The 24,910-nt window shown below is 59.8% G+C and carries 27 protein-coding genes; 11 read left to right on the plus strand and 16 right to left on the minus strand.

The genetic code is table 11. The features are described from left to right. Positions 1 to 286 precede the first annotated feature (286 nt). Entirely contained in the window at positions 287 to 856 is a 570-nt protein-coding gene (locus tag ACQZ5N_RS17370) for a GNAT family N-acetyltransferase (RefSeq protein WP_448733613.1), read from the minus strand. Positions 857 to 1,152: 296 nt separating this feature from the next. Here ACQZ5N_RS17370 and ACQZ5N_RS17375 point away from each other — a divergent pair, with 296 nt between their 5' ends. Continuing rightward, positions 1,153 to 2,145: a glutathione S-transferase family protein gene (locus tag ACQZ5N_RS17375; RefSeq protein ID WP_448733614.1), complete on the plus strand. Its 993-nt coding sequence runs from the start codon at positions 1,153 to 1,155 to the stop codon at positions 2,143 to 2,145. A 13-nt stretch (positions 2,146 to 2,158) separates the two neighbouring features. Here the strand turns inward: ACQZ5N_RS17375 and ACQZ5N_RS17380 are convergent, their stop codons facing one another. Beyond that, positions 2,159 to 2,650, minus strand: a complete 492-nt coding sequence (locus ACQZ5N_RS17380) for an NUDIX domain-containing protein (protein ID WP_448733615.1) — start codon at positions 2,648 to 2,650, stop codon at positions 2,159 to 2,161. Between the two features lie 66 nt (positions 2,651 to 2,716). On the opposite strand from ACQZ5N_RS17380, the gene ACQZ5N_RS17385 reads away from it, so the two are divergent. Next, a complete protein-coding gene (locus ACQZ5N_RS17385) occupies positions 2,717 to 3,667 on the plus strand; it encodes a metallophosphoesterase family protein (protein ID WP_174057149.1) in 951 nt (316 codons plus the stop codon). A gap of 211 nt (positions 3,668 to 3,878) precedes the next feature. Here ACQZ5N_RS17385 and leuA read toward each other — a convergent pair whose 3' ends face one another. Together leuA and ACQZ5N_RS17395 are read right to left on the minus strand one after the other, a co-directional pair. After that, on the minus strand, positions 3,879 to 5,588 hold the full coding sequence (leuA, locus tag ACQZ5N_RS17390) for a 2-isopropylmalate synthase (RefSeq protein WP_448733616.1): 1,710 nt from the start codon (positions 5,586 to 5,588) through the stop codon (positions 3,879 to 3,881). Positions 5,589 to 5,942: 354 nt separating this feature from the next. Continuing rightward, on the minus strand, positions 5,943 to 7,121 hold the full coding sequence (locus ACQZ5N_RS17395) for a benzoate/H(+) symporter BenE family transporter (RefSeq protein WP_080851156.1): 1,179 nt from the start codon (positions 7,119 to 7,121) through the stop codon (positions 5,943 to 5,945). 277 nt (positions 7,122 to 7,398) lie between these two features. Between ACQZ5N_RS17395 and ACQZ5N_RS17400 the strand changes: the two genes are divergently transcribed. Then, positions 7,399 to 8,481, plus strand: coding sequence for an esterase-like activity of phytase family protein (locus ACQZ5N_RS17400; RefSeq protein ID WP_448733617.1), 1,083 nt, complete (start codon positions 7,399 to 7,401; stop codon positions 8,479 to 8,481). 63 nt (positions 8,482 to 8,544) lie between these two features. On the opposite strand, the gene ACQZ5N_RS17405 is transcribed toward ACQZ5N_RS17400, so the two are convergent. Beyond that, positions 8,545 to 9,189 (minus strand): NrsF family protein, encoded by a 645-nt coding sequence (locus ACQZ5N_RS17405; protein WP_448733618.1) that lies wholly within the window; start codon positions 9,187 to 9,189, stop codon positions 8,545 to 8,547. Beyond that, positions 9,186 to 9,734, minus strand: a complete 549-nt coding sequence (locus tag ACQZ5N_RS17410; RefSeq protein ID WP_120357025.1) for a sigma-70 family RNA polymerase sigma factor — start codon at positions 9,732 to 9,734, stop codon at positions 9,186 to 9,188. The genes ACQZ5N_RS17405 and ACQZ5N_RS17410 overlap by 4 nt, the downstream gene beginning before the upstream one ends. Positions 9,735 to 9,919: 185 nt before the next feature. On the opposite strand from ACQZ5N_RS17410, the gene ACQZ5N_RS17415 reads away from it, so the two are divergent. Further along, positions 9,920 to 10,189, plus strand: a complete 270-nt coding sequence (locus tag ACQZ5N_RS17415) for a pentapeptide MXKDX repeat protein (RefSeq protein WP_448733619.1) — start codon at positions 9,920 to 9,922, stop codon at positions 10,187 to 10,189. A gap of 72 nt (positions 10,190 to 10,261) precedes the next feature. On the opposite strand, the gene ACQZ5N_RS17420 is transcribed toward ACQZ5N_RS17415, so the two are convergent. Further along, the gene (locus ACQZ5N_RS17420; RefSeq protein WP_003523060.1) at positions 10,262 to 10,843 is read right to left on the minus strand and encodes an ATP-dependent Clp protease proteolytic subunit; all 582 of its coding nucleotides are present in this window, start codon (positions 10,841 to 10,843) and stop codon (positions 10,262 to 10,264) included. A gap of 236 nt (positions 10,844 to 11,079) precedes the next feature. On the opposite strand from ACQZ5N_RS17420, the gene ACQZ5N_RS17425 reads away from it, so the two are divergent. After that, a complete protein-coding gene (locus ACQZ5N_RS17425) occupies positions 11,080 to 11,670 on the plus strand; it encodes a HupE/UreJ family protein (protein ID WP_448733620.1) in 591 nt (196 codons plus the stop codon). A 100-nt stretch (positions 11,671 to 11,770) separates the two neighbouring features. Further along, positions 11,771 to 12,514, plus strand: a complete 744-nt coding sequence (locus ACQZ5N_RS17430; protein ID WP_448733621.1) for a DUF2076 domain-containing protein — start codon at positions 11,771 to 11,773, stop codon at positions 12,512 to 12,514. A 24-nt stretch (positions 12,515 to 12,538) separates the two neighbouring features. On the opposite strand, the gene queF is transcribed toward ACQZ5N_RS17430, so the two are convergent. From queF to ACQZ5N_RS17450, 4 genes are all read right to left on the minus strand, one after another. Then, on the minus strand, positions 12,539 to 13,003 hold the full coding sequence (queF, locus tag ACQZ5N_RS17435; protein ID WP_003523055.1) for a preQ(1) synthase: 465 nt from the start codon (positions 13,001 to 13,003) through the stop codon (positions 12,539 to 12,541). A gap of 16 nt (positions 13,004 to 13,019) precedes the next feature. After that, complete coding sequence (locus tag ACQZ5N_RS17440; RefSeq protein WP_448733622.1) at positions 13,020 to 13,934, minus strand: cation diffusion facilitator family transporter; 915 nt, start codon at positions 13,932 to 13,934, stop codon at positions 13,020 to 13,022. A gap of 155 nt (positions 13,935 to 14,089) precedes the next feature. Continuing rightward, positions 14,090 to 14,491 (minus strand): glyoxalase superfamily protein, encoded by a 402-nt coding sequence (locus tag ACQZ5N_RS17445; RefSeq protein WP_448733623.1) that lies wholly within the window; start codon positions 14,489 to 14,491, stop codon positions 14,090 to 14,092. Between the two features lie 67 nt (positions 14,492 to 14,558). Further along, positions 14,559 to 15,665, minus strand: coding sequence for a branched-chain amino acid ABC transporter substrate-binding protein (locus ACQZ5N_RS17450; protein WP_448733624.1), 1,107 nt, complete (start codon positions 15,663 to 15,665; stop codon positions 14,559 to 14,561). A gap of 285 nt (positions 15,666 to 15,950) precedes the next feature. On the opposite strand from ACQZ5N_RS17450, the gene ACQZ5N_RS17455 reads away from it, so the two are divergent. Continuing rightward, a complete protein-coding gene (locus ACQZ5N_RS17455) occupies positions 15,951 to 17,126 on the plus strand; it encodes a DUF3095 domain-containing protein (RefSeq protein ID WP_448733625.1) in 1,176 nt (391 codons plus the stop codon). Between the two features lie 131 nt (positions 17,127 to 17,257). On the opposite strand, the gene ACQZ5N_RS17460 is transcribed toward ACQZ5N_RS17455, so the two are convergent. The 4 genes from ACQZ5N_RS17460 to ACQZ5N_RS17475 all read right to left on the minus strand — a co-directional run bounded on the left by ACQZ5N_RS17460 (position 17,258) and on the right by ACQZ5N_RS17475 (position 21,201). After that, positions 17,258 to 17,578 carry an ArsR/SmtB family transcription factor gene (locus tag ACQZ5N_RS17460; RefSeq protein ID WP_003524068.1) on the minus strand — a complete coding sequence of 107 codons (321 nt, stop codon included), beginning with the start codon at positions 17,576 to 17,578 and terminating at the stop codon, positions 17,258 to 17,260. A gap of 540 nt (positions 17,579 to 18,118) precedes the next feature. Then, positions 18,119 to 19,165, minus strand: a complete 1,047-nt coding sequence (gene choV / locus ACQZ5N_RS17465; protein ID WP_065655676.1) for a choline ABC transporter ATP-binding protein — start codon at positions 19,163 to 19,165, stop codon at positions 18,119 to 18,121. Next, positions 19,162 to 20,013: a choline ABC transporter permease subunit gene (choW, locus tag ACQZ5N_RS17470; protein ID WP_059754593.1), complete on the minus strand. Its 852-nt coding sequence runs from the start codon at positions 20,011 to 20,013 to the stop codon at positions 19,162 to 19,164. The genes choV and choW overlap by 4 nt, the downstream gene beginning before the upstream one ends. 285 nt (positions 20,014 to 20,298) lie before the next feature. Then, positions 20,299 to 21,201: a choline ABC transporter substrate-binding protein gene (locus tag ACQZ5N_RS17475; protein WP_448733626.1), complete on the minus strand. Its 903-nt coding sequence runs from the start codon at positions 21,199 to 21,201 to the stop codon at positions 20,299 to 20,301. Between ACQZ5N_RS17475 and ACQZ5N_RS17480 the strand changes: the two genes are divergently transcribed. The 4 genes from ACQZ5N_RS17480 to ACQZ5N_RS17495 all read left to right on the plus strand — a co-directional run bounded on the left by ACQZ5N_RS17480 (position 21,200) and on the right by ACQZ5N_RS17495 (position 24,126). Then, a complete protein-coding gene (locus tag ACQZ5N_RS17480; RefSeq protein WP_162935798.1) occupies positions 21,200 to 21,490 on the plus strand; it encodes a hypothetical protein in 291 nt (96 codons plus the stop codon). The genes ACQZ5N_RS17475 and ACQZ5N_RS17480 overlap by 2 nt on opposite strands. 98 nt (positions 21,491 to 21,588) lie before the next feature. Beyond that, positions 21,589 to 22,170 carry a thymidine kinase gene (locus ACQZ5N_RS17485; RefSeq protein WP_080851141.1) on the plus strand — a complete coding sequence of 194 codons (582 nt, stop codon included), beginning with the start codon at positions 21,589 to 21,591 and terminating at the stop codon, positions 22,168 to 22,170. Between the two features lie 113 nt (positions 22,171 to 22,283). Then, the gene (locus tag ACQZ5N_RS17490) at positions 22,284 to 22,736 is read left to right on the plus strand and encodes a pseudoazurin (protein ID WP_448733627.1); all 453 of its coding nucleotides are present in this window, start codon (positions 22,284 to 22,286) and stop codon (positions 22,734 to 22,736) included. Positions 22,737 to 22,974: 238 nt separating this feature from the next. Then, the gene (locus ACQZ5N_RS17495; RefSeq protein WP_078051758.1) at positions 22,975 to 24,126 is read left to right on the plus strand and encodes a DUF2333 family protein; all 1,152 of its coding nucleotides are present in this window, start codon (positions 22,975 to 22,977) and stop codon (positions 24,124 to 24,126) included. 30 nt (positions 24,127 to 24,156) lie between these two features. Here the strand turns inward: ACQZ5N_RS17495 and ACQZ5N_RS17500 are convergent, their stop codons facing one another. Next, a complete protein-coding gene (locus tag ACQZ5N_RS17500) occupies positions 24,157 to 24,873 on the minus strand; it encodes a helix-turn-helix transcriptional regulator (protein WP_448733628.1) in 717 nt (238 codons plus the stop codon). Between the last annotated feature and the right edge of the window lie 37 nt (positions 24,874 to 24,910).

The raw sequence follows: 24,910 nt of genomic DNA on the forward strand, positions 1-24,910 counted from the left end.
AAGAAACGGAATTGAATTCTGTGGAGGGAGACGCGTTGTTTCGAAACAGGCTACCGAAAGAAGATTTTACCACACAAGGAGATGTGCACGGCAGTCTCGATGTTTGCCATAGCGCGCAACGCCCCTTCCGTCATGCCGGACTTGATCCGGCATCCAGTCACGGCGCGTCTGCGCCGTGGGAAGAGTCCTTTCAGCCCAAAGACTTGGGCTGGCTGGATTCCGGCTCAAGGCCGGAATGACGGGGTTTTATGTCGCGCTAAAAAGCACAAAGCTCTTCCGATACCCCTCAGCCGTAAACCCTGAGCGGCTCCTCAAAACCCTCATCTTCCGCTGCGGCGGCCGGCATCACGGCCTCGCATTTGCGCCAGCCGATCTTGCCCTTCAGCCGCTGGTGCACGTCATCGCCAATCGGCACGACGAGCACCCGGTTCGGGTCGACCGGGCCCGGAAAATCGAGCGCTGCATAAGCGACCTTCTCGAAACCGAGCGGCATGTAATAGGGCGGATCGCCGATCAGGATCACGGCTTCGGAGCCCTTGCGCCTTGCAGCGGCAATGGCGATCCGGACGAGTTCCCGGCCGATGCCCTTGTTCTTGTGCGAGGGCCGAACCGCAAGGGGCCCGAGCATATGGCCCTTCACCCCGCCCGCCAGAACCGGCGTCATGCGCACCGAAGCAATGGTTTCGCCATCGTCGGCGCAGACGAAGGACAGCGACCGGTCATGCGGCCCCTGCTCACGGATGCGGGCTGCGGCACGGGTATGCCGGCCGGGACCGAATGCTTCTTCGTTGATGACGTCGATGATGGCGTCGTGCGACGCGTCCTCGGTGAGGTAGACAAGATCGTGCTTGGACATGAAGAGACCGAAACTTCCAGAATGCGGATGCGACAATAGGTGACGGCTGCGCCGGTAAGGGCGTTCAGGAGCGTCAGCGTCGTCGGAGCATCCGTGGTTCGATCATAGTCGGCAATTTCCTCAGATTTGTGAAAATTGCAGTTATCAGGAAAATTCCCACCCGTCCAGAACAAATCTCTGCGCTATCCCATTCAGTTTCCACAGGACCGGAAACGCATTGTTCAACGCCTTGCGGGTTCGCGGGAGAGTGCAGAACGGTTAGGATCGCTCAAAAGGAAACAATCAAGGAGATCGTCATGGGCATGCTGGTGGAAGGCGTATGGAAAGACGTCTGGTATGACACCAAGGAAACCAAGGGGCACTTCAAGCGCAGCGCCTCGCAATTCCGCAACTGGATCACAGCGGATGGCGCGCCCGGCCCCTCCGGAGAAGGCGGGTTCGAAGCGGAGAAGGACCGTTACCACCTCTATGTCTCCTTCGCCTGCCCCTGGGCGCACCGCACCCTGATTTTCCGCAAGCTGAAAAAGCTGGAGGACCTGATTTCCGTCTCCGTCGTCGATCCGCTGATGCTCGAAAACGGCTGGGAATTCAAGCCTGAGGGCGAGCGCACGCCGGGTGCGACCGAGGATCACCTCTTTGGCTCCTCGACGCTCTGGCAGGTCTACACCAAAGCAGACCCCAAATATTCGGGGCGTGTCACCGTGCCAGTGCTGTGGGATAAAAAACGCGGCACCATCGTCTCCAATGAATCGGCGGAAATCATCCGCATGTTCAACTCAGCCTTCAACGATCTCACCGGCTCGCAGGCCGATTATTATCCCGAAGCGCTACGCGCCGAGATCGATGCGATGAACGACGTTATCTACGACACCGTCAATAACGGCGTCTACAAGGCCGGTTTCGCCACCACGCAGGACGCCTATCAGCAGAATGCCGTGAAGGTGTTCGAAACGCTGGATATGCTGGAGGACCGCCTGAAGGACCAGCGTTTCCTGTTCGGTTCAGAACAGACGGAAGCGGACTGGCGCCTGTTCACCACGCTGGTGCGGTTCGACCCCGTTTATGTCGGCCATTTCAAATGCAATATCCGCCGCATCCACGACTATCCGCACCTGACGGGTTACTTGCGCGATCTTTACCAGACGCCCGGCGTGCCTGACACGGTGGATATGCGCCACATCAAGGAGCATTATTACCGCAGCCACCGCACCATCAACCCGACCGGCATCGTGCCCGTCGGCCCGGAACTGGACCTGACCATGGCCCATAGCCGCGAGGCGTTCTCCTGACGGAAAGCCGTTACTACCAGTGGTCGGCGATCGCCGCTTCGCCGGCAAGCTCGGCAAGGCGGCGGCGGGTTGCGGCCGTCACCCCTTCCGGCAGCTCCGACAGGTCGAAAAAGCCGCTTTCGGCAATTTCATGATCGGGCTTTTTCGGTTTGGTCTGGGAGACGTCAAGCCGGTAGAGCGCCACATGATCGCGATTGCTGCCTTCCAGATTGAGATAGACATGGATCAGCTCCGGTTTGGAGGCAGCTTCGAGATTGCCTTCTTCGCGGATTTCCTTGTGCAGTGCCATCAGCAGGGTTTCACCACGTTCCACCCCTCCGCCCGGCAGATACCAGCCCTGCAGATAGGTGTGCCGCACCAGAAAAATCCTGCCCGTTTCATCGAAACAGGCCGCACGCACACCAAGAGTTGCGCCGCGCGTGAACAGAAAAACGAAATGCAACAGGCGAATGAGGACGCGCATATGGAACGGACGGGCCTGCCGCCCGGTTGTTTCGTCATTCACCCTGGTTTCTCCCCGCCTGCCGGCTTTTATTGGACGCGCGGCATATCATAGGTTATCTCTGCCGCCATGTTCAAACTTGCGCATATTTCAGACGTCCATTTGGGGCCACTGCCAAAACTCACTTTCCGCGAACTTGCATCCAAGCGTATCACCGGTTTTGTCAACTGGCACCGCAACCGCCGCAAGCATCTCTTCACCGATACGCTGGAAAAACTGCTCGACGATCTGGAGACAAAGTCACCGGATCATCTGGCTATTACCGGCGATCTCGTCAATCTTGCGACAGGCATTGAAATCCGCGCCGCCGCCGACTGGCTGGAGGAGGTGGGCGATCCCGAAAGAACCTCCGTCGTTCCCGGCAATCACGACGCCTATGTTTCCGGCGCGCACGACAAGGCCATGCAGGCCTGGTATCCTTATGTGCGCGGCGATGGCGACCCGCTGGAATGGGACGACGACCGCAAGATTTTTCCCTATATGCGTGTGCGCGGACCCGTCGCACTGATCGGCTGCTCCACCTCGATTGCGACGCCGCCCTTTTCGGCAACCGGCTACTTCGGCAACCGACAGGCCCGCGCCACGGCGGAGCTTTTGAAAAAAGCCGGGGAACAGGGGCTATTCCGCGTGGTGATGATCCATCATCCGCCGATCCGGGGTGCCACTGCCGCCCATAAACGCATGTTCGGCGTTCGTCGCTTTGCCGCCGCTCTCGGTGTCGGTGGCGCGGAACTGGTGCTGCACGGTCATACCCATTTGAATACGGTCTACTGGCTGAACACCCACCATGGGGAAGACCACATCCCGGTCGTCGGCATTTCCTCCGCCAGCCAGGGACCGGGCGGTGAAAAACCGCGCGCGGCCTATAATCTCTTCCATATTTCCGGTGGCCCCGGCACCTGGAATGTCGCCTGTGAGCGCCACAGCCTCAATGAGACGGGGACGGGTGTAGCGCTGGAGGATGTGCGGGTGTTTTATGAAAACGGCCGGCCGCTGGGGTTTTCGCTGCTGGGGGAGTAGAGTCCGGGGCGGTGGTGTCGGTGGGTGGAGTTCACCCCCTCTGCCCTGCCGGGCATCTCCCCCTCAAGGGGGGAGATCGACTCGTGGTTGGGTCTCGCCCATCTCAACATTTGCGAATGAAGTGCCGGTAGCGCTTCTTGCTGATCTCCCCCCTTGAGGGGGAGATGCCCGGCAGGGCAGAGGGGGGTAAAGCCCCACCCTCAAAGCAAACTCACTTCGCCCGCTCTTCCAGCACCCGATTGGCCGCCGAAACAATCGCCTCCAGCGACGCCGCCACGATATTCGTATTGACGCCTGCCCCGAACAGCTTGCCGCCCGGATGCTCCATCTCGACATAAGCAATAGCCGAAGCGTTCGAGCCATGCTGCAGCGAATGCTCGGAATAATCATTCACCGACAGGTCGATGCCGAGATAAACCGACAGCGCATTGATGAACCCGTCGATCGGACCGGTTCCCTTGCCCTCGATACGCTTCACCTCGCCATTATCGGTGATCTCGGCGGCAACGATACGCACGCCCTTGAAATCGCCCGCCGGATAGGTGTGGTGATCGACGAACTTGATGCGCGCATTCGGCTGCGTCACATAACGCTCGATAAAGCGCTCGTAGATGCGCTTGGCCGGCAGTTCCACGCCTTCTTCATCGGTGATGCGCTGGATATCCTCGCGGAATTCCACCTGCAGGTTGCGCGGCAGGTTGATGCCATAATCCTGCTGCAGAATATAGGCGATGCCGCCTTTACCGGATTGCGAGTTGATGCGGATGATCGCCTCATAGGAGCGGCCGACATCCTTCGGGTCGATCGGCAGATAGGGCACCTCCCAGACGGGATGGTTGGCGACCTTGATCGCCTTCATGCCCTTGTTGATCGCATCTTGATGCGAGCCGGAGAAGGCGGTGTAGACCAGCTCGCCGACATAGGGGTGGCGCTCGGGGATCGTCATCTCGTTGGAATATTCGTAGACATCCTTGATGCGCTCGATATCGCGGCAATCCAGCTCAGGGTCCACACCCTGCGTATACATGTTCAGCGCCAGCGTCACGACGTCGACGTTACCCGTGCGTTCGCCATTGCCGAACAACGTGCCTTCCACGCGGTCAGCACCCGCCATCAGGCCCAGTTCGGTCGCCGCAATGCCGGTGCCGCGGTCATTATGCGGATGCAGCGAGATGATGACGTTTTCGCGATTGTCGATATTGCGGCACATCCATTCGATCTGGTCGGCATAGATGTTCGGCGTCGCCATTTCCACCGTCGAAGGCAGGTTCAGGATCAGCTTGTTGTCGGCTGTCGGTTTCACAACCTCGACCACGGCGTTGCAGATTTCCAGCGCCACTTCCAGCTCGGTGCCGGTAAAGCTCTCAGGCGAATATTCGAAGCGGTAGCCGCCGCCGGCCTTCGCCGCCATTTCGGTGATCATCTTGGCCGCATCGACGGCGATCTGCTTGATGCCGTGCACATCCTTGCCGAACACCACGCGGCGCTGCAATTCCGAAGTGGAATTGTAGAAGTGGATGATCGGCTTGTTGGCGCCTTCCAGCGCCTCGAACGTGCGGGTAATCAGCTCCGGGCGGCACTGCACCAGCACCTGCAGGGAGACATCGTCAGGCACATTGCCCTCTTCCACGCACCAGCGGGCGAAATCGAAATCCGTCTGCGAGGCGGAGGGGAAACCGATCTCGATTTCCTTGAAACCCATTTCGAGCAGCAGCTTGAACATGCGGGCCTTGCGGTCGTGACCCATGGGGTTGACCAGCGACTGGTTGCCGTCGCGCAGGTCCACCGAACACCAGATCGGCGCCTTGTCGATGGTCTTGCCAGGCCATGTACGGTCGGGGATATTGATGGTGGGATAAGGGCGATACTTCACGCTCGCGTCAGCCATGCCCTTGGAAATATTGGTGATCTTGCCGTCCATTTCGCTTCCTCCTTGCGCAGTCCGCGGGCGTCTTTCGCCATCGGCGGATGCGCGGCCCTTGAGGGCCTAAATCCAGTATAAAATGAGATTTCGAGATGAGGAGCGTTAGCGCCAGCGGGCTTTCGGCCGCCGGGCGCTCCTCACTGGACCCGGCAACCGCGTGTAAGGTCGAGGCTAAGAAGCGAGAGTGCACCGCACGGCGAGGTCTTCGCAGAAATCTGCGCGCTCATGCCAAAAATGGTTGCGATGCTGTTGCTCATGGCGATGTGTATAAACAGCGGCTGGCGGTCTGACAAGTGATCTTGTGTCGTGCGCCCGTTATTTTCCCTGCCTGCCGCTCTCCAGCCTTTCGGCCTAACCACGCTTCACCACCCGCTGCAACGCCATCATCAGCCCGCCGCCGATCAGGCCCCAGAAGGCCCCGGAAATGCCGCCGAAGGAAAGGCCGGAAGCCGTGATGAGGAAAGTGATGGCCGCCGCCTCGCGGGTTTCCGGCTCCCTGAAGGCTGCGACTGCGGAGCCGGAAAAGGCGCCGACCAGTGCCAGCCCCGCCACCGCCTGGATGAGAATGGGCGGCGCCAGCGCCACGAAGGCGGTAACCACGCCCGCCAGCAGGCCGAAAATAATATAGCCGACACCGCCGATGATCGCCGCCCAGTAACGCCTCTTTGGATCGGGATGGGCGTCCTCGCCAGCGCACATCGCCGCCGTAATCGCCGCTAGATTGACGGCATGGCCGCCAAAGGGTGCGGAAAGCAGCGAGAAAAAGCCGGTCGAGGCGAAAAGCGGTCCGGGCTGGGGATCGTAATGATTGACCTTCAGCACCGCTATGCCGGGAATATTCTGCGAGGCCATGGTGACGATGAAGAGCGGCAGAGCGATGGAAACAACCGCGTGGAGACTGAAGACGGGCGTTACCCACTCCATCGGCGGCGTCAGCGATTGCGCCACGCTATCAAGTGCACCCGCCGGAATTTCGACGCCGAAAATCATCACCAGCACGAAGGCGGCAAGGGCGGCGGGCACGGCGAACAGTCGTTTGAAGGCTCCCACCACGATCCAGGCGAGGATGATGGGCAATCCGAGCGCCGGGTTGAAACCGATCGCCTTGATGGGCGCAAAACACAGGCCGATGATGACGCCGGAGAGCATGGCATTGGCAAGCGGCGCGGGAATGGAGGCGACCGCCTTTCCCAGCGGCCGGAACAGGCCGGCGATGATGATCAGGATGGCGCAGATGATGAAACCGCCGACGGCCGCCGGAAAGCCGCCCTCAATGACGCCGGTGGTCGCAAGCAGTGCCGCACCCGGTGTCGACCAGGCGATGCTGATGGGTAGCCGGGTGGCGGCGGAGAGAATAATGGCGCAAAGCCCCATCGCCACCGAAAGCGCCATCAGCCCCGACGCCGCCTCGAAATCCGTCGCACCGACAGCTTTCAGGCCCTGCAGCACGACGGCGAAGGAGCTGGCGAAACCGACAAAGGCGGTGAGGCAGCCCATGAACAGGCTCTGGACGGAAAAATCTTTCAGCATGAAGCACTCTGCGGCCTGCTGTCTGTCGCAAACAACCGCAGCGGTCCGCATTGGCGACAGGCAGAAACAAAACTGAAGCGTGACGCGCGAATCCGGGGATGGCGACACGCTTTGGATGAAGCGTGATTATATTCAGGATCAAAAAAGACGCGGCTTGGCAAGATGAGCCGCCAGACTTCAGGTACGGCAACAGGGAAAACGTCATCAAAGTTTAGCGGCACGGCGCTAATCCTCCCTGCATCGCAACCGGTCATCCGCCACAAGAGGGACCCTCGCCATGCTCCGCATCGTCACCATCGTCGCCTGCTGTTTTGCGGCTTTGCCCGCCGCGGCCCAGACCCCGCCGCCGCCGGCCTTTCTCGGCCAGATCGTCGTTCCATCGGGCCTCTCCATCGATGGCGTCACCTTCGGCGGCATTTCCGATCTCGCCTTTGACAGCGAAACCGGGCGTTATCTCGCAATTTCCGATGACCGCGTGGAAAAAGGTCCGGCCCGTTATTACGAGCTGGAGCTGGCCGTGACGGAAGGCGCCGCCACGCTCAACATCGCCGCCACGCGCGAATTGAAGGACGAGACCGGCGCCGCTTTTGCGCCGAAGGGCATCGATGCGGAAGGCATCGCGCTCGACCGCAAGGGCGGCAAGCTCTACTGGTCCTCCGAACGCGACCTGAAGAACCAGCCGGCGCTTTACGTGTCGGACCTCGACGGCAGCAATGTGAAGCGGCTGGAACTGCCAAACGCATATCTCGTCGATGACGCCAAGACCAGGGGCGTACAGAACAACCTCGCTTTCGAAGGCCTGACGCTGATGCCCGGCCGGCTGATCGCCGCCACCGAAAATGCGCTCACCCAGGACGGCCCCAAGGCGACGCCGCAGGCGGGTAGCCCGGCCCGCATCCTCGTCATCGACACGGCGACGCTGAAACCGGTTGCCGAGCATGTCTATGTCACCGAGCCTATCTCTAAGACGCCGACAGCCGCCGAGCCGAAATATAACGACAACGGCCTTTCCGCCATCGCGGCCCTGCCGGATGGCCGTTTCGTCGCTGTCGAGCGCAATTTCGCCTCCGGTGTCGGCAATCACATCCGCTTCTTCATCGCCGACATGTCCCGCGCCGACAATATTCTCGGCAAGGACAAGATCGATCCAGCATCCGTGGCCGCCGTATCCAAATCGGCCTGGTTCGAAATCAACGAAGGCGATTTCGGCCTCGATATCGACAATATCGAAAGCTTCGCCTTCGGCTCGGTGGTGGATGGCAAGCAGCTCTTCGTCATCGCCTCCGATGACAATTTCAACACCGGCAAGCAGTTCACCCAGTTTGCGGCATTCGCAATTCCCGCCAATCTGGGTCAATGAAATCCGCATGAAGCAGAATGCCGGCTCTGGACCATGTCCGGGCCGGCATCGGCAATCTTGCCTTCACCAGCGGAGCAGACGTGAACCGGCAAAAGCGCCGATGATGCCGGTCATCAAGATGCCCAGCGAATACCAGATCAACACGAAAGCCATACCGTTTTCGGTGCAGAACCACGAATAGACCCACGCCCCGGCCGCACCCGCGGCAATGCCCGCGGCAAAACCCGCAAGCGTGGGATCAGCGGGAGCCGAACGCTTGAGAGCCGCGAAATTCGCCAGAAACAGCGGTAGTGCGAAAGCAACGATCAAAAACGGGCAATGCAGCGCCGACGATCCGAGAATGAGGGTCGTGTAGGTGCCGGGCACGGCAAATCCAAGCTGTACGAGCGCGATGACCGCCATGGCCACAAAAACCACCGCAAGCCACGCAAACAGGCCACCCCTGTCGCCCTCCGGCCGCGCAAGACGCATGAGGGCGAAAAATGCGGTCACGGCCAGCAGGGCATTATAGGCGGATTTAACCCAGAAACCCGGTTCGGTCATAGCGTCATTCATATCGCTGCGAAGCCCCAGAATGACGACCATCAGCAGCAGCGAAACGCCGAGCGCGGGCAAGGCCACGAACGCCAGCCTCCGCTCCAGCGCAAAAGCTCGTACGGGTTTCAGATCGCCCGCCAGTTGGTCGATGATGTCTTCCGTCTTCCTCACGTGTCCCCCCGCAACTTTGCCGCCAGGACTTTCAGCGTTCTGTGAATACCGACCCTCGCCGCAAGCTCGGTCTGGCCGGATTTTTGCGCCGCTTCGGCAATTGAGTGACCTTCGAGCTTCACCCTTCGAATGAGATCCCGTTGCCGTTCCGGCAACTCATCAAGCAGCCGCTCCACATCCATGCGGGCCGTGACCGCATCGACGGACGGTTCCGCCTCCAGCGTTTCATCGAGTTCCACTTCCGCCAGCAGGCGCGCACCCCGGCCCCGATAGTGATCGATGAGCTTGTAGCGCGCTATCGAAAAGAACCAGGCCGTGAAGGGTCGCGCACGGTCATAGGTCTCCCGCTTGGCGTGAAGCGACAACAGCGTTTCCTGTACAAGATCTTCGACATCGCCTCTGGCGGCAGCAGCCATGCGCCGGCCGTAATAGGCGATCAGCAGCCGTCTCAGGGCATGAAGCAAATGCCTGTAGGCGCCTTCGTCCCCATCGAGGGAACGCAGCATCAGCATTTTCAGTGTTTCTTCCGAAGGGCTGCCTGTCATCGTCACTATCGGGTTATTCGCAATCGGCAGGATATTGTTACATAGTGGCTTTAAAAAAATCTCGCCCGAACTTGTCGTCACAAGCGCGTGAAGATGTAACGGCCGGCCTTTCCCGGCCGAATGGACAATCGTGAGCCCCGGCACGATGCCGGCGGACATTCAACGACGTCCAGAGGAGACCCTTCATGACCCGCATTTTCACCGCCATCGCCGCCGCTTCCCTTCTGTCCGCTCTTTCCTTCGCAGGCATCGCCCATGCCGAGAGCATGAAAACCGATACGATGAAGAAGGATACCATGCATAACGACACCATGAAGACGGAGACGATGAAAAAGGATGGCATGTCCATGGCCGGCAAGAAGGCCAGCAAGAAAGATTGCATGGACAAGGCCGGCATGGAAATGGACAAGATGAAAAAGGCCGACATGATGAAGGCCTGCGACATGATGAAATAACACCGGCCTGAAAGGAAAAAGCCCGCACCGGTTTTCACCGATACGGGCTTTCTCAACTGAAAAATCGAAAACTCAGAGTTCCGACTGGCTCTCGACGATCTTGCCGACGAGGCCGTAATCCTTGGCCTCTTCCGCGCCGAGCCAGTAATCGCGATCGATGTCCTTGGCGATCTTTTCTTCGCTCTGGCCGGTGGCCTTGGAGAAGATTTTGATCAGGCGCTGGTTCATCTTGATGATTTCGCGCGCCTGGATTTCGATGTCGGACGCCATGCCGCGCGTACCGCCGGAGGGTTGGTGCAGCAGGAAGCGGGTGTTCGGCAGGCAGAGGCGGCGTTCCTTTGGCACCGAAACGTAAATCAGCGCGCCAGCGGAAGCGACCCAGCCCGTGCCGATGATATAGACCTTCGGCTTGATGAACTTGATCATGTCGTGGATGGAATCACCCGATTCGACATGGCCGCCCGGCGAATTGACGTAAACGCGAATGTCGTCGTCGCTGGCGGCGGCGAGAGCCACGAGCTGCGTGCAGACCTTCTGCGCCAGTTCCTGCGTGATGCCACCATAGATGAAGATCGAACGCGACTTGAAAAGATTCGCTTCCGTTTCCTTGCCGATCGGCAGTTCCTTGCTCTTGTCGTCTTCGTCTTCGTTCATCAACGGCTCTCTCCAGCAAAATTCGTGCATGCCCTTCGGACATAGTGCGACTTGTTACGTAAGGCAATGAGAGAAAAAGGCAAGGTTTGCCCGCCAACAATAAACAGCACCCCCGGCAGATGACGCATGGACAGCCTGTCTGCCTTCGCGATATCGTTGACGCCTCATTGCAGCGCCGCCTGCCACGGGAAGCCCCAAGATTCCGTTGCGGACGGCCATAATTTAAAGAGGGAACCATGCTGAAAAGACTAAGCCTCACTGCCGCCGCACTGGGCGTTACCGCCCTGCCTGCTTTCGCCCATCTGAACCCGGAAGAACACGGCTCCTTCATGGCCGGTGTCTCCCACCCCTTCTTCGGTGCGGATCACATTCTGGCGATGGTGGCCGTCGGCATCTGGGCCTCGCAGATCGCCGTGGCGCAGGGCGACCGCAAGGCGCTGTGGATCGTGCCTTCCGCCTTCGTCGGCACCATGGCCGCCGGCTTCCTGATGGCGGTTTATGGCATCGGGCTTCCTTTCGTCGAACCGGCCATTCTCGCCTCCGTCATCGGTCTCGGCCTGCTCGTTGCGATGGCGGCAAGGCTTCCGACAGCAGCCGCTGCTGCCGTGGTCGGCGCTTTCGCGCTTTTCCACGGCCACGCCCATGGCGGTGAACTCGGCAGCGCCGGCGCGCTTCAATTCGGCATCGGCTTCATGATCGCCACCACCATCCTGCATGCGGCCGGCATCGCGCTCGGCCTCGGCATTGCCCGTTTCGGTTCGGTAGCCAGCCGCACCGTCGGCGCGTTGACGGCGATTGCGGGTCTCTCGCTCGCCTTCGGCGGCTGACGATCATTACCGAAATTTAAAATTCGGGCCGCTTTGAAAAGCCGGAATTGAGGCCTACTTCCTTATCGTGGATTTTCGCTTCACGGTAAGGAGGCATCATATGTCACCGGAAGAAAGCCAGCTTCTCAAGTCCCTGTTCGACAGGACCAGAACCGCATCCGCCACCCCGCGTGACCGCGAGGCGGAAACATTGATCGCAGACGCCGTGCGCGATCAGCCCGCAGCCCCCTATTATCTCGCCCAGGCGGTGATCGTTCAGGAAAAGGGTCTGGAGGCGGCGGCAGCCCATATCAAGCAGCTTGAAGACCGCATCCACGCGCTGGAAAGCGGCAATGCCGCCCCGCAGGCGGCCGCTCAGTGTGGTTTTCTGAGTTCCATCTTCGGCACCGGCCAGTCACAGCCGCCAGCACCGACGCCCGCCCCTGCCCCGCAAACCTCATGGCGCAACGATACCGCCGGCCAGACGGCCGGTCCCTGGGGATCGCCCGCCGGTCAGCAATCCGGCGGCCCCTGGAGCCAGCAGCCCGGCGCGGTCGGACGTTCTTCGGGCGGTGGTTTTCTGCAGGGTGCGCTTGGGACCGCTGCGGGTGTCGCCGGCGGCATGCTGCTCGCCAATTCGCTGAGCGGTATTTTCGGCAGCCACATGTCGTCGCTCGGCCTTGGCTCGCCCTTCGGCGGCGGCAATGCCGCGGGTAACGCGCCTGTCGAGGAAACCGTCATCAATAATTATTACGGCGACAACGCCAGCCCCCAGAACAACGACGACGACGACATCCAGCAGGCCGATGACGACAGCGACGACGACGCGGATTTCGATTCAGGCGACGACGGTTCGTTCGCCTGAACCTTTAATTCGTAGAAGCCCGGATCAGCCGCGACCGCGATAGGTGGGAACGCCCTGATCCGGCAGCCACACGCCTTCGGGCGCCGGTCCGGTCTGCCAGAAGACGTCGATCGGAATGCCGCCGCGCGGATACCAGTAAGCGCCGATCCTCAGCCATTTCGGCTGCAACAGATCAACAAGCCGCTTGGCGATATAGACCGAGCAATCCTCGTGGAATGCGCCGTGGTTGCGGAAAGACTGCAAAAACAGCTTCAGCGACTTTGATTCCACCAGGAAATCGCCCGGAATATAGTCGATGACGATATGGGCGAAATCCGGCTGGCCGGTCATCGGGCAAAGCGAGGTGAATTCGGGCGCGGTGAAGCGCACCACGTAATCGGTGCCGGCATTGCCGTTCGGCACCTTTTCGAGAACGGCCTTTTCCGGGCTCTCTGGCGTATCGACCTTCGTGCCCAGCTGCGACAGGCCGGAAACATCCGTCACGGACATGGAAAACTCCTGTTTTTCAAACAATCACTTTGACGCCATGCGCCTTTTCGCCTTCCGGCTCGACGTGAATGGCAAGGCTGGCGCCCGGTATGACGTCCCTTATGGCATCTTCAAGGCGGTCGCAAATATCATGCGCCTCGCGCACCGTCATGACGGCGGGAACAACGACGTGAAAATCGATGAAGGCGGCCGCGCCGGCGCGGCGTGTCCTCAGATCATGGACGCCAATGACGCCGCCGGAATGTTCGGCGATGGCCTTCTTGATCGCCTCGTCCTCTTCCGGCTCCACGGCCCGATCCATCAGCCCGCCAAGCGAATGCAGAATGACCTTGGATCCCTGGAACAGGATGTTGATGGCCACCAGGATGGCGAGCAGCGGATCGAGAATGGCATAACCCGTCAGCAGCGCCAGAACGAGGCCGACGAGAACGCCTGCCGAGGTCACGACGTCGGACATGATGTGATGGCCGTCCGCGGCCAGCGCCGGTGAGGCGTGTCTTTTGCCGATACGGATCAGGATCGTCGCCCAGATGGCGTTGATGACGCCCGCCGCCGCATTGATGGCAAGACCAAGGGCCGGCGCTTCCGGCAGCCTCGGGTTGAAAAGACCGCCCCAGGCCTCCTGCACGATCAGCAGCGCGGCAACGACGATCAGCACACCCTCCACCACGGCGGAAATATATTCCGCCTTGTGGTGGCCGAACTGGTGGTCGTCATCGGCGGGCTTCTGCGCGTAACGAATGACGAAATAGGCGATGAAGGCCGCGACCACATTGACGGTCGATTCAAGACCGTCCGATAAAAGCGCGACCGAGCCCGTGACCCACCAGGCCACGAGCTTGAGGCCCAGCACGCCGAAAGAAAGCGGAATGCTCCAGAATGCCAGCTTCCGGACCAGCGCCCCGGCCTGCATATTGCCTTCACTGTTCATTTTTGCCCCCGTGCGGATGCGAACGAATTGCATGACCGATTGCCAAAACGCACGAACCGCGCGCACGGGGTCTCCGTGCGCGCGGTTCGCTGTTTGCGCGTTCTATCGTTCAAACCGCAGGCGAGGTCAAGAGCCGCGCGGTGACAACCCGGACCTCAATCCTCGTCTTTTTGCTCGCAGAAGCGGATACGGTTGCCGAACGGATCAATGACTTCCATGACATCGCCCCAGGGCAATTCTTCAACACCGGGATTGAGGAAGCGATATTTCTTGCCCGCCAGTTCCTTCTGATAGGCGTGAACGCCACGCATTGTGACGAAGATATTCGAACCCGGCGTCGCATCGCCGTGATGGCCGCTGAGGTGAAGCCCCATCCCGGCCCGTGAAACCTGCATGTAAAGCGGGAAATTATCGCCGAAGCGGTGTTCCCAGTCGATCTCGAAACCGAGAAAATCGACATAAAACTCGCGCGCCTTCGCCTCATCGAAAATTCTGACGATCGGAAATATCCGCTCGAAGCCGATTTCCCCGCCCGTTTGCGTTCCCGCATCGGCCATGCTGCCCTACCTTGTTTCAGACCGTAAAATGAAACCGGCCGCACAGGGTGCGGCCGGTAGGATCAGCTTATTCGGCTGCGACGATCTTGCCGTCCTGCCACTTGAACAGCGAGAAGGCCTGCGAGGTCAGGTCGCCGTTTTCGCCGTAGGTCACCTTGCCGATTGCGGTCGGGAAAGCGTCGCCGCTTTTCAGAACCTTGACGACGGCTTCGGAATCCTTGGCGCTTCCGGCCTTCTCGATGCCGGCCTTCAACACTTCGACGGCAGCGTAAGCATTGAGCGTGAAGGCTTCCGCCGGAATGTTGGCGGCCTTCAGCGCTTCGGCAGCGGCCTTGGAATCGTCGTTCTTCAGTGCGTCGGAAGCATTGGTGAAGATCGTGCCTTCGCCTGCCTGCGAACCGATGTTCCAGAACTCGCTGTTCGACAGGCCGTCACCGCCGATGACGGCAGCCTTGGAGCCGATGTCCTTCAGCTGGCGCACCAGAAGACCCGCTTCCGGATGGTAACCGCCGAAATAGACGATGTCGGCATTGTCGGACTTCAGACGGGCCGTCAGCGCGCCGAGATCCTTTTCGCCGGGCGTCAGCGCATCGTAGAGAACTTCGGTCACACCACCGGCATTCAGCGTGGTCTTGAAGGCGTCCGCCAAACCTTTGCCGTAGGCGCCCTTGTCGTGAATGATGGCGATCTTCTTGTCCTTGAGGTTGGCGAGAACATATTTCGCTGCAACCTCTGCCTGCTGGTCGTCACGACCGCAGGTGCGGAAAACGTTGGAAAGGCCACGGTTGGTCAGGCCCGGCGCGGTCGCCGTCGGCGTCACCATCAGCACGCCGTTTTCGGCAAAGACATCCGAAGCCGGAATGGCAACGCCGGACGTCACCGGACCGACGACGAAGTGGATGCCTTCGGCAACCAGCTGGTTGGCCGCGGAAACGCCCTGCTTCGGCTCACCGCCGTCATCGGCAAGCTTCAGCACGACCTGTTCGCCGAGGATGCCGCCCTTCTTGTTGATTTCATTGACTGCCGTCTGGGCGCCGTTCTTCACCTGGTCGCCATAGGCGGCGACAGGACCGGTGAGCGGCGCAATCAGGCCGATGACGATCTCGGCATGAGCAAGGGGTGCGAATGCGAAGGACGCTGCAAGCGTCACGCTGGTCAATGTCTTCAGTTTCATCCTGGTGTCTCCTTAAAGGGGGTCGCGGGACCCGGTGAGCGCCATGGGGCGCCGACCGAATGAAACTATCGGACGCCTCCCGGCGAAAACTCGTTCCATTTTTGAATTCCGAGCCTTCCACTCAACTCATACGGAAGGTTTGATGATTTATGCAAGTCACTTTGCTGGAATAGCTCTATTCGCGGTAAATCAATCGCCGGATCGGCCGTGATTGCGCCGTCTGAATGGACGCATCGACCTTCCGTAAACGCTTGGCGTTTGGCCGCCGCTGGAGGATAATACGCCATGATCGCAGCAGATGAAGAATTTCTGACGGGCCTGCCCGTCTTCCGGCATTTTGAAGACGTGGCCGACCCGGCGCTTTATCGCGCCCTGCCGCCGGGATGGGGGCTGGCCATCGCCGATATCATCGATTCGACCTCGGCAATCGGCACCGGTCGCTACAAGGCCGTCAACATGGCCGGTGCGGCGGTCATATCGGGCGTATCGAACAGTCTCGGCCGTCACGATCTGCCCTTCGTTTTCGGCGGCGATGGCGCCGCCGTCGCGGTGCCGCCACAGGGGCTCTCTGTCGCACGCACCGCGCTTTCCAATGTGCAGCGCTGGGTGAAGGACGATCTCGATCTTGCCATGCGCGTGGCGCTGGTTCCCGTCGAGGATATTCGTGAAAATGGCTTCGATATTCGTGTCGCGCGCTTTCAGGCGAGCGAGGACGTTTCCTACGCCATGTTTTCGGGCGGCGGCAACAGCTGGGCGGAAGCGCGGATGAAGGAGGGGCAATATGCCCTGCCCGCAGCCGAAACGGGCGAGCGTCCCGATCTCACCGGTCTTTCATGCCGCTGGAACCCCATTCCGGCCACCCATGGCAAGGTGGTGTCGATCATCGCCGTGCCGGGGCCGTCGCGAGACATGCCGGCATTTCGCCAACTGGTCGTCGATCTTGTCGATCTGGCCGAACAGGACGCGAGACACGGCCACCCCGTGCCCGAAGATGGGCCGAAACTCGGTTTCGTGCGCGAGGGTCTCGGCCTCGAAGCCCGTGCCGGCGCTGCCTATCACGATGTCTGGGGCAAGATGCGCCGCTCGTTTCGCATTCTCGGCGAGTCCCTGCTCGTCAGTCTCTTGAGCGTGACGGGGCTCTCGTTCGGACCGTTCAATGCGATACGCTACCGGCGTTCGGTCGCGAGCAATACAGATTTCAGGAAATTCGATGACGGCCTGAAGATGACGGTGGATATCGACGCCGCACGGCTCGAAAAAATCCGCGCGCGGCTGGAACAGGGCCGCCTCTCGGGAAGCTGTTATTACGGCCTGCACGAACAGGATGCCGCATTGATGACCTGTATCGTCCCCTCTCCGCTTTCGAGAGACCATATGCATTTCGTGGATGGCGCCGACGGCGGATATGCGGCTGCGGCAGGCCGTCTCAAGCAGCAGATGCAGGTTGCTGCACCAGCCTGAAAACCGCGCCAATACGCAGCCCCAATCCCTGTGCCGGATGCACCCGCGGCGAAGGCCGCTGAAAAGAAAAACCGGCGTCGTGCGCCGGTTTCAATCGAGTGATGCTGCCGGGCCTTAACAGGGCCTTGGGATCACGCAGCGGTCTTGCTGCTCTTCTGCGCCTGGCAGTAAATTTCCTCGAGGGAGGCGAGGATTTTTTTCACGGATTCGGAATTGCTGGAATAGTAGATGGTCTGCGCATCCCGTCGTGTCTTCACCAGCCGCTGGGCACGCAATTTCGAAAGATGCTGCGAGAGAGCGGACTGGCTGAGACCAACCTGTGAAGCGAGAACACCAACCGGCACTTCCGTATCCACCAGCGTGCACAAGATCATCAGGCGCTTGGGATTCGCCATGGCTGAGAGCAAGTCTGCAGCGGCGATGCTATGTTCCGACAGAGATTGGTTATCCATACGCTCAAGTCTCCTGATGACAGTCGAAAAAGACGGTCATGGTGGCTATTATAGGTGTTCCAAAAGGTGTTTTTATAATTCAGTCGATACGTTGTATATACCTAAATCTTGCTTATATCGTGTCCCTTTCAAAGACTATTCTTCACCGGTTATTTACTTAAAATATTGTGACCAAATTATCAGCTTTTTGCCTGTTTTTTGTCAATTTGATGATAAACATATGTATTAGCGGCAGTATTTATAAGCAATAAACGATCAAAAGTTGAGCGCCGAAATCTTGTTACCCAATGCCGGATTTTGAGGCTGCGATCTATTACCACCTTAAATTTAGCAGCGAGCTAAAGAATCTAGATTAACTTTGCGCAATTTTCTCTAAGTTTGCAATATGATTTTTATTAGTAATTATTTTCATGCATAACTTGTGATATCAAAAATATTCTTTGCTACCGTGGGAAGGTATAACTTGCGCCGCGAAGATCATCTGGAAACAGAAAAAGGGCCCTCTATGGAAGGCCCTTTCTTTTTCAGACAGGCGAATCACTATTTTTTGCGGTGACGCGTCAGACCCGCCACGACTTCATCGGCGGAAATCGTGCCGACGATCGCACCGTTGTCGACGACGCCGATCGCGCCGGAATGTTTTGACAGCGCATCGAGAATATCGATCAGCGGCGATGACGGGCGGGCGGTGGCGGCGACTGTCATCTGCCCGTTGCGTTCGTCCACCCCACGCTTCATCACATCGGCGGCGGTCAGCATGGAGATCGGGTTCATGTTCTGCACGAAATCCGCGACATAGGGCGTGGCCGGCTGCTTGACGATCTGCTGCGGCGTTCCGCACTGGATGATGCGTCCGCCCTCCATCATGGCGATCCGGTTGCCGATGCGGAAGGCCTCGTCCAGATCGTGGCTGACGAAGAGGATAGTTTTCTTCAGCCGGCTCTGGAACTCCAGAAGCTCGTCCTGCAGGCGGCTTCTGATGAGAGGGTCGAGCGCCGAGAACGGCTCGTCCATCAACAGGATCGGCGCGCCGGTGGCAAAGGCTCTCGCCAGCCCCACACGCTGCTGCATGCCGCCGGAAAGTTCTCCCACCTTGCGGTCGGCCCAGGCGGAGAGATTGACCAGCTCCAGCTGCTCGGCCACCATGCGCTTGCGCTCGGCTTCCGGCACACCGGAAAGCTCAAGCCCGAAGCCGACATTATCGGCCACATTGCGCCAGGGCAGAAGGCCGAATTGCTGGAAGACCATGGAGACCGTGTGCATGCGCAGGTCGCGCAGCGCTTTCGCCGTCGAGCGATAGGGATCGACATAGCCGGTTTTGGTCTTCACGCCGACATTGCCGCGCACCACAGGCGCAAGCCCGTTGACGGCCCTGAGCAGGGTCGACTTGCCCGAACCGGAAAGCCCCATGAGCACGAGTATCTCGCCCTCGCTGACCGAGAGCGAGGCATTGGCGACACCGAGAACCAGTCCGGTTTCGGCATTGATCTCGTCCCGCGTGCTGCCCTTGTCGATCAGCGGCAGCGCCGCATCGGGCCGGTCGCCGAAAACGATATCGACATTTCCGAAGATGATGGCGTCACTCATAGATCATCCTCCGCACCGGGAAGGCGAAAAAGCCGGTCGAGAACGATCGCCAGTATGACGATGCACAGTCCCGCTTCGAAGCCCATGGCTATATTGACGGTGTTCAGGGCGCGCACCACGGGTACGCCGAGACCATTGGCGCCGACGAGGGCGGAAATGACCACCATCGACAGCGACAGCATGATCGTCTGGGTAAGGCCGGCCATGATCTGCGGCGCGGCGAAGGGAAGCTCCACCTTGCGTAATACTTGCGACGGCGTCGCGCCAAAGGCGACGGCCGCCTCCACCAGCGCCGGCGGCGTCGACACGATGCCGAGGCGGGTAAGCCGCACCGGGGCCGGAATGGCGAAGATGACGGTGGCGATGAGCCCCGGAACCATGCCGAGACCGAACAGCACCAGCGCCGGGATGAGATAAACGAAAGTCGGGATGGTCTGCATCAGGTCCAGCACCGGGCGCATGCCGGCATAGATCCATTTGCGCCGCGCCGCCAATATGCCGAGCGGTATGCCGATGATCATGCACACGGCGCTGGCGGCGATGACGAGCGCCAGCGTTTCTGTCGTCGCCTTCCAGTAGCCCAGATTGATGATGAGCAGCAGGCCGAGCGCCGTGAAGACCGGCATGCCGACGGAGCGGCGCGTCCAGGCGGAAAGCGCCGTCAGGATCGCCACGATGATGAGCGGATGCGGCGCCTGCAGCACATAAAGCAGGGCGTTGATGACGCTTTGGAAAATGAAGGAAAGCCAATCGAAGAAAAAAGCGAGATTGCCGGTCAGCCAGTCAATGGCCTCCTTGGCATATCGGCCGACGGGCAGGCGGTTTTCAGGAGCGCTGAGCCATTCCACGGTAAGAAAAGACCTTTCGTGAACTAAAACAATTCCGGCAAAAGTGCAGAGCGGTTTTGCGTCCGGAATTGCGCAGACAACAAAGAAATAGAGCATCGTAATCCCGTTTCACCGGGATTGCTCCAATGCAGAAATGACGGCCGGCAGCGAAACTGCCGGACGCGGTGCTGGCGCATGACCTTCAATGTCTGAAAATTCACAGGCAAGGTCATGCATGGGCATCGTTATTTCCCGCTGATCCGGCCTGCCGCGCAGGCCGGATGCAGTCATGCATCGTCTTGCGGCTTAGAGGCCGAGAGCCTTCTTGGCGGCAGGCAGGGCGTCGGCGCTGCCGTCCTTGGTCTTGACGTTGGCGAGCCAGGGCTCGATCGCCGTCGGATTGGCCTTCAGCCAGGCGGTTGCAGCCGCCTCGCCCTCAAGGCCGTCATTCAGGATCTTGCCCATGATCTCGTTTTCCATGGGCAGGGAAAATTGCAGGTTCTTGAGGAACGCGCCGACATTCGGGCACTCCTCGACGTAACCCTTGCGGACATTGGTATGGATCGTCGCGCCGCCGAGATTGGGGCCGAAGACCTCGTCGCCGCCGGTCAGATAGGTCAGCTTGAAATTCGCATTCATGGGATGCGGTTCCCAGCCGAGGAAGACGATGGGCTCGCCGGATTTTTCGGCACGGGCCACCTGGGAGAGCATGCCCTGTTCGGACGACTCGACCACCTCGAATGACTTCAGACCGAAACTGTCCTTGGCCACCATGTCGAGAATCAGGCGATTGCCGTCATTGCCCGGCTCGATACCATAGATCTTGCCGCCGAGATCGGCGCTGTGGGCGGCGATGTCCTTGAAATCCTTGATGCCGAGTTCGGCGCCCTTGGCGTTGGTCGCCAGCGTGTATTTCGCGCCGGTCAGGTTTTCCCGCAGCGTTTCCACGGATTTGTCTTCGCGATAAGGCGCGATATCGCCTTCCATGGTCGGCATCCAGTTGCCGAGGAAGACGTCGATGTCCTTGTTTTTCAGGGATGTGTAGGTAACGGGTACGGAAAGAAGCTTGACGTCGGTTTCATAGCCAAGGCTTTTCAGAAGCACGGTGGCGGTGGCCGTCGTGGCGGTGATGTCGGTCCAGCCCACATCGGAAAAGCGCACTGTGCCACAGCTTGCCGGTTCCGCAGCACCGGCCGCATTGAACGTCATGGAGGAGATTGCTGCGGCCAAGGCCAGACAGCGGCTTCTATTTGCAAACATATGGCTTGCTCCCTGTTTTTTCGTTCCCTTGCCATTATCAATATCTGCCGGACACAATCAACTCGCGCGCATTTGCGTGCTTTGGCGCACCGTTTGCGACAAAATCGTGAAAATCACCGGCTTTCAACGCCCGAATGCGACAAACAGTCCGGTTGCGGAAATCTGTGTTTTTCCCGCTGCGGCACTTTTCAATCCGCTTCTTCGCCGTCAAAAGACGCTGGCTGCGGCATCGGCATAAACGGGAATCGGCTCTGTGAGTCGCGATGTGCCGATTCAACAGGTTGGAGCATTGTTAAGAAGCGTCCGAAGGACGCAAGGGCGCTCCGGGAGTGGATAATGGCAAAACTCTATTTCAATTATTCGACGATGAACGCCGGCAAATCGACCATGCTGCTGCAGGCATCCTACAATTATCAGGAGCGCGGCATGCGCACACTGATCTTCACGGCCGCCTTTGACGACCGGGCCGGCGTCGGCCGTGTCGCCTCGCGCATCGGCCTCTCCTCCGACGCCCTGACCTTCGATGACAATACCGACCTGTTCGCAGAGGTATCGGCCCTCACAGCCGAAGCGCCGGTCGCCTGCGTTTTCATCGATGAAGCCAACTTTCTCTCCGAACACCATGTCTGGCAGCTTGCCGACATTGTCGACAGGCTGAACATCCCGGTCATGACCTATGGCCTGCGCACGGATTTTCAGGGAAAGCTCTTCCCCGCCTCGAAAGAACTGCTTGCCATTGCCGACGAGCTTCGCGAAATCCGCACCATCTGCCATTGCGGCCGCAAGGCGACGATGGTGGCCCGCTTCGACAATGAAGGAAAGGTCGTGACGGAGGGCGCGCAGATCGATGTCGGCGGCAACGAGAAATATGTTTCCTTCTGCCGCCGCCACTGGGTGGAGACGTTCAAGGGCGAGTGAACATCTGCGTCCGGTTGCCGCATTTGATTTTCCGCAAAGATGGCTCCCCCGCTCCTGGGCTAAGACGACGGCGACACATTCGCGTGGATGTGCTTTCTCTCAGGAGCAAAACTATGCAGAACAGAACTGCCAAATTCGCCGGCCTCGCCATTCTCGCAGGTCTTTTCGCCTTTCCCACCCTTGCTGCCGAAATCGAAGTGAAGATGCTCAACAAGGGCAGCGACGGTCAGGCGATGGTCTTCGAGCCCGCAACAGTCAAGGCCGCCGTCGGCGACGTCATCACCTTCGTCCCGGTCGACAAGGGCCATGATGCGGCAGCCGTGAAGGACATGATCCCCGAGGGTGTCGCAGACTTCAAGGGCAAGATGAACGAGACGGTGAAGTTGACGGTCGAGAAGGAAGGCGCCTACGTCGTCAAATGCACACCGCATCTGGGCATGGGCATGATCGCGCTCGTTGTCGTCGGCGACGCCGCGCCGGCCAATCTCGACGCCGTCAAGAACGGCAAACTGCCGAAAAAGGCACGTGACCGGCTGAACGACGAGATCGCCAAGCTCGGCCTCTAGGCGCATATCCCTTCGGTTCCGCGGCGGCTGTTGCTCCACAATCGGTGTGGAAAGCCATAATGGCCGGCGCGGACCGCAGGTTGAGAAAAGTTTCGCAATCATGTTGTATCCCGGTTGACCGGGACATATCTGGAAGACAGTAAATGACCGCGGTTTATACGAAGCGCCGAAGGGCGCGGGCGGGCCGCGTGTTTTTCTTCCGGCGTCCAGCCCCACGGGCAGAGGAGACTATGACGACATGATCGACCGGATCACCGCTTTGATTCAGGCAGCCTTCAGCGCCATCGGCAGGGCCGCCGGTCTTCTCGTCGCCTGGCTTTTGTGGCCCTTCATGGCCGCCCATGGCTGGTACAGCGGCCGCAACTGGCTCATCAAGGGCCCGATCGCCCTCATCGTCATTCTTCTTGCCGGCTTCTACGGATATTTCATCTGGCAAACCCAGGTCTGGACGAATTTCGACCCGGATTACGTCGCGCGCTACAAGCTTGAAGAGCGCACCGTGCCTGCCGGGCAGGAATTGCCGGCCGCCGCCCCGGCGGGTGGCGCAACGGGCGCCGCCGCAAACACATCCGCGCCGGTCTGCCAGCGTTCGGCCATCGTCGACGCGGCCGCCGATCTCACCGATTTCAACGTCAACCAGAACGCATGGATTTCCTCCATGCTGCTCTATCGTCTCGGCCTTTTCGGCATGGACTGGGACAGCACGCCATTTCTGGACAACAAGGCGTCATTCCAGCGCGGCGTAAATCAGGCCGTGCGCCGCACCTCGGTGGAACTGGTGGATACGCTCGGCCGCGTGCGCGGAACCTCCGGCATCAACAACAATCTCCAGGAAGCACGCGGGAACATGCAGTTCAGCGAATATTCCTGGTATTTCGGTCTCGATCCGTTCGGCCCGAAGACGCCGACCCCCAGCTATTACCGCGCCGCCATCCGCAGCTTCCAGGCCTTCAACGGCGAACTTGCCGCCTGCAAGGCCGTCTTCGATACACGCGCCGACAACCTCATCCAGTTCATCGACCGTATCGCCGGCGATATCGGCTCCACGTCTGCAATTCTGCGCGAGCGTTCGGAAAACTATAATGGCGGCTGGTTCGATACCCGCGCCGACGACCGCTTCTGGTTCGCCTATGGCCAGCTCTACGGCTATTACGGCGTGCTTTCCGCCGCCGGATCGGACTTCGCGCAGGTCATCCGCGAGCGTAACCTGACCAACCTTTGGAACGACACGCTGTTGCAGACCCGCGCAGCCCTGCGCATCCAGCCGGCGATCATTTCCAATGGTGAGGAAAGCGGCTGGATCATGCCCTCGCACCTCGCCACCATGGGATTTTACGTTTTGCGGGTTCGCTCTAATCTCGTCGAGCTTCGCTCGGTTCTTGACCGGTAAGGCGAGGCCTGCCAGCGACGACAGGATCGATCAGTCTATGAGGCCAAGGCGTATCGTCTTGGCCACGAGCTGGGTGCGGTTGACGCAGTCGAGCTTGCGGATAGCGTTGTTCATATAGGCATTGACGGTATGTTCCGAGATGGACAGAAGCTCGGCGATCTCCACGGAGGTCTTTCCCTGCGCCGTCCAGCGCACGACGTCTAGTTCCCGCTTCGTCAGCGGCGACGGACCTTTTGAGTTGGTGCGGCAAAGCCGGTCATAAACCTCCAGCGCATGCAGCACGATCATGCTCAGCTCGTTGAGCGCGGCTTGCGGCAGGATATCGCGATCGCCTGCGAAATTCATCAGATGCCGGTTGCCGTACATGCCGTGCACCGGCACCATCAGACCGGACGTAATGCCCATGCTGCTCAGCGAGGCCGCCGCATCCACCAGCGGTCCGCAGGCAATATCCGGATCCTGCAGCGACCAATATTGCGGCATCATCGATGACGCGCCGCGCTTGATGACGGGACAGTCCCCAAGCGCGCCGTCCCTGGTCATCGCATTCACGACCCAGATCGGCAGGCTGCTTTCGACAACCGTTGGCAAGGCATAGGCATTCTGTCCGCCGGGCAACCGCAAAAGCGTCACATAGGCGTAACCGAAGGCGCGCATCACTTCCCGCAGCGCCTCCAGCCATTGGGATTTGTCGGCCGCAGCCGACAGATCGTCGCAAAGTCTGGCCTGACGCTCCGTCTTCACCATTCACGCACCCTCGACACGCCGGGACGCAGCGCCCGGA

The organism is Agrobacterium sp. 22-221-1 (genome assembly GCF_053522445.1).